This is a genomic window from Yoonia sp. (assembly GCF_036770585.1).
In the GTDB taxonomy this organism is placed as follows: Bacteria; Pseudomonadota; Alphaproteobacteria; order Rhodobacterales; family Rhodobacteraceae; genus Yoonia.
Genome location: NZ_DAIPIW010000041.1, coordinates 1 through 4,586 on the forward strand (window position 1 = coordinate 1; position 4,586 = coordinate 4,586).

Consider the following 4,586-nt stretch of genomic DNA (forward strand, 5'->3'; position numbering starts at 1 on the left):
GTGCAAGGACCCCGTGCGCGCCCAGTTGATGATGTCGGCGGTGCTGGTCACAAGGAAACCCTTGTCCTGCAGTTCGGAACTGATCAGTTGCGCGCCGTGTTCCTTGTCGGCCCCAACGGCTGTGCCGGTCATCACGCCCATACTGGCTCCCCTTGTCTGGCAGCATTGCTACCCTTGGCTATTGATGATGTAACTCTCCTGAATGGGCGCGTCAACGCGACAGACCGCGCGGGAGGTCGTCAAGACCTCCGCAGTTCAGACCTTGTAGAGCCGCACCGGGCTGCCTTTGCCGCGCAGAATCAAACCCCGCGCCTCGTGATCCAGCTGCACCGCTTTGATCCACCAGCCCGCCTTGGCCCCATCAGGAAAGAGAACAGGATCAAGTGCAGGCAGCAATGCCGCCTTTGCCTCGGCAACAGTGATCCCAGGCGCGTCGTCCGGCAGCACGGCAAGGAGCGCGGTACGCATGGCGGCGAACTTGGCCCGATTCGCGCGGTATGGCCTGCCTGCGGCAGTCAGGACCTCGATCGTTTCTTCAGACATCGCTCTCCAACCTTTGTTGCCCGACAGCGACTTCAGGCGTCCGGAAGCCCATGGCGACCCAAGCCCCCAGCAGACGAACCATGAAGCCCATACCATGCGATTTCGGGTTCGGTATATCATTGGGGAGGGGTGCCGGATCGGTCCGGTCCCCGGTCATAGTCCGCAGCGTCATCCTTGGGCGTGATACCGCCGGCCATCGGTCGGCATAGATTGACAACCAATGTCCGTGACAGAAATCCAGAAACATGGGCGTGTTGCAGCAAACCGCAACCACCCGTCTGGTCTTGCTTTGCGGTGTCAGCCAAAGACTGCGCAGCAGGTCGTGACCTTCTTGAAAACTGACCCTGTCCTTGCGCAAGAGCACAAACTGCGTGCCTCCGGTATCTACCCGGATGGGCAAGGCCCCCGGCAGAGCCTCCATCCGTTCGGCAGCGATGCCGCAACTGGTGCAGTGACATTCCGCCGCCATGATCGGTCCGCCATCGGCAATCATCACTGCATGTCCACAACGGCAACTCAGGCGAATCTGATCCACTTTGGCCTCACTTTCAAAATCATACTGTACGGTCCAGTTTGATTGTCAAGAATGTTGTGCTAAGTGAGATTATGACTGTTCACACCCAACTTTCCCCGCGCGTCCAGCGCACCCGCGACAAGATTTTGTCGGCGGCCACAAAACTGTTTCTCGGCAAGGGGTTTCTCGAAACGCGCATGGACGATGTCGCCGACGAGGCGAAGGTGTCGAAACAGACGCTCTACGCGCATGCCGGGACCAAAGAGGCACTCTTCCTGGCAATGGCAGAAGCCATGATCGCCAAGGCGGTCACCGCCCAGCGCGCGGCCGCACCGGACCCGCAAGTGACCGACAATCCAAAGGCGTTCCTTTACGCCCATGCCCGCGAACAGTTGCGCACTGCCCACGATCCCGCGCTGATGCAGGTGCGGCGTGTCGCCATTGCCGAGGCAGCGCGGTTCCCGTCATTCGGCCAAGCCGTCTTCGATCTGGGGCCCGGAACGTCAATTGGCCGACTAGAACGGGCCTTTGCGATGTGGCATCACGTCGGTCGCCTGCATGCCCCCGACCCATTGCGCGCGGCCCGGACGTTCAATTGGCTGATCATGGGCGGACCGACAAGCGAAGTGATGCTGACAGGTCAGTCAAGCACGTTGGCGCCCGGCGCATCAGAGGCGCACGTCAGGGAATGCGTCAGGGTCTTTTGGACAGCCTACGGCGTGTAAGCCTTCACTCCCATTCCAGCGCGCCCTTTTTCCATTCATAGGCAAAGCCGATGGTCAGCACGCCGAGGAAAATCATCATCGACCAGAAAGCGGTCATGCTGATGTCACCGAAAGCGACCGCCCACGGAAAGAGGAAGGCCACTTCCAGATCGAAGATGATGAACAGGATCGAGACCAGATAGAACCGCACATCGAACTTCATCCGCGCATCGTCGAAGGCGTTGAACCCGCATTCATATGCCGACACCTTCTCGGGGTCGGGATTGCGCACGGCCACGATCGCGGCGGCAAGGATCAGGATCAGTCCAAGGGCAATCGCGAGTCCCAGAAAGATCAGGATCGGCAGGTATTCCGACAGCATGTCCTGCAAGGGGTGTTCCTTTCGGCTCGGCCCGCATCTTGGCGCGCCGCTTGTTGGCTGGAGATTGCATACCGTCGGCACCGGCAAGGGTCAACCAAGCCGGATGCCGCAGCGGGTCAAATATTGGGCAGTCAGTGTGCGGGGCCGGTCAGTCGATCATCGGCGCACGTGGCGACAGGATCATGCCCGCCGCGGCGACCAGCGATCCGGTATGCGCAAGACCATTGGCCCGTGCCGCGTGGCCGAACAGCGCATCGGTCATCTCGGTGAGGTTGTCGGCCTGCTGGTCGGTCAGCCAGAACAGCAGATACATGCCGATCGTGAAATCTCCCGGCATGTCGCGCACGTCGACGATGCAGCCCGTCTCGGTCTGGGTAAAGCCGATCGAGGTCACGGTCACCGCACCGGCACGGGTCAGCAACATCACGTCATGGCGCGCCGGATCAGAGCCCAGCACCTTGGCATCGACCTTGACGCAGTCGGGCGCAAGATCGGTGCCACCGACCGCGACCGCGACATCGAAAAAGCCGTTCTCGTCGCAGGCACCGGTCAGAACCCGCCCGCGCCGCGTTTCGGGGCGCAGGGCCAGTTGCTGGTAGGCCACCCTGGCGCTGCAGGGCAGCGCCTGCCGGTATTGCATGACACGCCGCACCACCGGACCACCGTAGAAAAACGCGCCAAGCCCGATCTGCGTGACGACGACCACAAGACCGGCCAGAGCGATCCCGAACATCACCAAAAGCAGGAAAGCGCCTGATTGCTGATCGGCCGGGGCCCAGCGAGAAATCACCTCCAGCACCGGCAGCATCAGCGCAAGGGCCGTCCCCGCGACCGCGACAGCCACTGTTTCAAGCGTCACATTGGGAAACAGCACCGCATGCAGCAGAACCGCCGCCGCCACGCCGAGGATCGCAAGGCTTGTCTGCGCGGGCGACATGAAATCGGGGGCGGCGAAGTAGACCGCCAGCAGAAACAGCATCGGGATCGCGGCGCTGACCGCGATCAGGCGGCGCAGGCGCATCACGCGGTAGATCATCTGGTCGACTGTGGGCAATGCAAATGACATGGTGCGGTCTCCTTCAGACCTGCACCTTGCCCATCAAACTGATCAGAAGTTGGACCGGATTGGGGCATCAGCCGCCCGATTCATCCGTCCAAACCGGCGTTCGTTTCTCAAAAAAGGCAGAAATGCCTTCTTTCGCCTCGTCCGAGCGCCATTGCGCGACCAGCGCCTCGATCGAGGCGGCCACCGCCGACTCGTCGATCTGCGGCCCCATCGACAGGGTCAGGCGCTTGGCTGCGCGCACCGCCCCCGGTGCCGCGTCAAGGTAGGGGGCGACCTCATCGGCAATCGCCTGATCCAGCCCCTCTGCCGCGACGACCCGAGCCACGATCCCCAGCCGCGCGGCCTCTGCCGCGTTGAAGACCCGCCCCGACATGAAGACCTGCCGCGCATGGGCCGCCCCCATCCGCGCCAGCACGTAAGGCCCGATGGTGGCGGGGATCAGCCCCAGCCGCACCTCGGTCAGCCCGAAGCGCGCATGATCCGCCGCAATCGCGATGTCGCAGACGCAGGCCATGCCCACGCCGCCGCCCAGCGCATTGCCGTTGATCCGGCCGATCAGCGGTTGCGGCAGGCCGTTCAGCGCCCCCAGCATGCCTGCCAGCGCGGTCGCAGCCTTGCGCCGGTCCGCGTCATCGCCCCGCATCTGGTCCTGCATCCAGCCCAGATCGCCGCCGGCACAAAAGGAGGTGCCCGCCCCCGTCAGCACGACAACGCGAATGTCACGCCGCGTGGCGATCTCTGCTGCGCTGTCGGTCAGCGCGTCGATCATCGCCTGCGACAGGGCATTGTGCTTTTCGGGACGCTCCAGCGTCAGGGTCGCCACCCCGCGCCCGTCGACAGTCAGTCCGATCATCGCATCCCCCTTGCCATCTGCGCCGCCCGCGCGATCACGTCGCGGTCCACGCCGGTCTTGAACCCGCGCGCGGCCAGCATGTCCAGCACCGCTTCGGTCGCCACATTCCCCGGCGCGCCCGGCGCATAGGGGCAGCCGCCCAAACCGCCCACCGCCGCATCGAAGGCCCGCAGGCCGAGATCCAGCGCCACCGCGACATTCGCCAGGGCCCGCCCGCCGGTATCATGGAAATGGCCCGCCAGCTCCGCGACCGGCACCACATCGCTGACCGCCTCGATCATGCGGCCCACCGTCTCGGGCGAGCCCTTGCCGATGGTATCGCCCAAGGACACCGGCATCGCCGCCACCGCGCGCAGGCGCGCGACCACATCGACCACCTGCGCAGGGGCGATGGGGCCGTCGAACGGGCAATCGGTCACGCAAGAGACATAACCACGCAACGCCACCCCCGCCTTTGCCGCCGCCGCGGCCACGGGGCGCAACAGATCAATCGACTGCGCGACCGAGCAATTGAGGTTGCTTTG

At 63.9% G+C, this 4,586-nt stretch carries 6 protein-coding genes and 2 pseudogenes; 1 reads left to right on the top strand and 7 read right to left on the bottom strand.

Translation table 11 applies throughout. The features are described 5' to 3' along the window. From V7N12_RS08825 to V7N12_RS08835, 3 genes and pseudogenes are all read right to left on the bottom strand, one after another. Nucleotides 1–141 (bottom strand): annotated as a pseudogene (locus V7N12_RS08825) (NADH-quinone oxidoreductase subunit B); the annotation flags it as partial. Nucleotides 142–255: 114 nt separating this feature from the next. Then, nucleotides 256–543 (bottom strand): DUF6958 family protein, encoded by a 288-nt coding sequence (locus V7N12_RS08830; RefSeq protein WP_333714117.1) that lies wholly within the window; start codon nt 541–543, stop codon nt 256–258. Further along, nucleotides 536–1,078: a GFA family protein gene (locus tag V7N12_RS08835; protein ID WP_333714118.1), complete on the bottom strand. Its 543-nt coding sequence runs from the start codon at nt 1,076–1,078 to the stop codon at nt 536–538. The genes V7N12_RS08830 and V7N12_RS08835 overlap by 8 nt, the downstream gene beginning before the upstream one ends. Before the next feature lie 71 nt (nt 1,079–1,149). Between V7N12_RS08835 and V7N12_RS08840 the strand changes: the two genes are divergently transcribed. Then, on the top strand, nt 1,150–1,782 hold the full coding sequence (locus V7N12_RS08840) for a TetR/AcrR family transcriptional regulator (RefSeq protein ID WP_333714120.1): 633 nt from the start codon (nt 1,150–1,152) through the stop codon (nt 1,780–1,782). A 4-nt stretch (nt 1,783–1,786) separates the two neighbouring features. Here V7N12_RS08840 and V7N12_RS08845 read toward each other — a convergent pair whose 3' ends face one another. The 4 genes and pseudogenes from V7N12_RS08845 to V7N12_RS08860 form a co-directional block, all read right to left on the bottom strand. Further along, nucleotides 1,787–2,152 (bottom strand): NADH-quinone oxidoreductase subunit A, encoded by a 366-nt coding sequence (locus V7N12_RS08845; RefSeq protein ID WP_333714122.1) that lies wholly within the window; start codon nt 2,150–2,152, stop codon nt 1,787–1,789. A 139-nt stretch (nt 2,153–2,291) separates the two neighbouring features. Continuing rightward, the gene (locus V7N12_RS08850; RefSeq protein ID WP_333714124.1) at nt 2,292–3,209 is read right to left on the bottom strand and encodes a hypothetical protein; all 918 of its coding nucleotides are present in this window, start codon (nt 3,207–3,209) and stop codon (nt 2,292–2,294) included. Between the two features lie 67 nt (nt 3,210–3,276). Further along, a complete protein-coding gene (locus V7N12_RS08855; RefSeq protein WP_333714125.1) occupies nt 3,277–4,062 on the bottom strand; it encodes a crotonase/enoyl-CoA hydratase family protein in 786 nt (261 codons plus the stop codon). Continuing rightward, nucleotides 4,059–4,586: pseudogene (locus V7N12_RS08860) on the bottom strand (hydroxymethylglutaryl-CoA lyase); the annotation flags it as partial. The gene V7N12_RS08855 and the pseudogene V7N12_RS08860, both read right to left, overlap by 4 nt.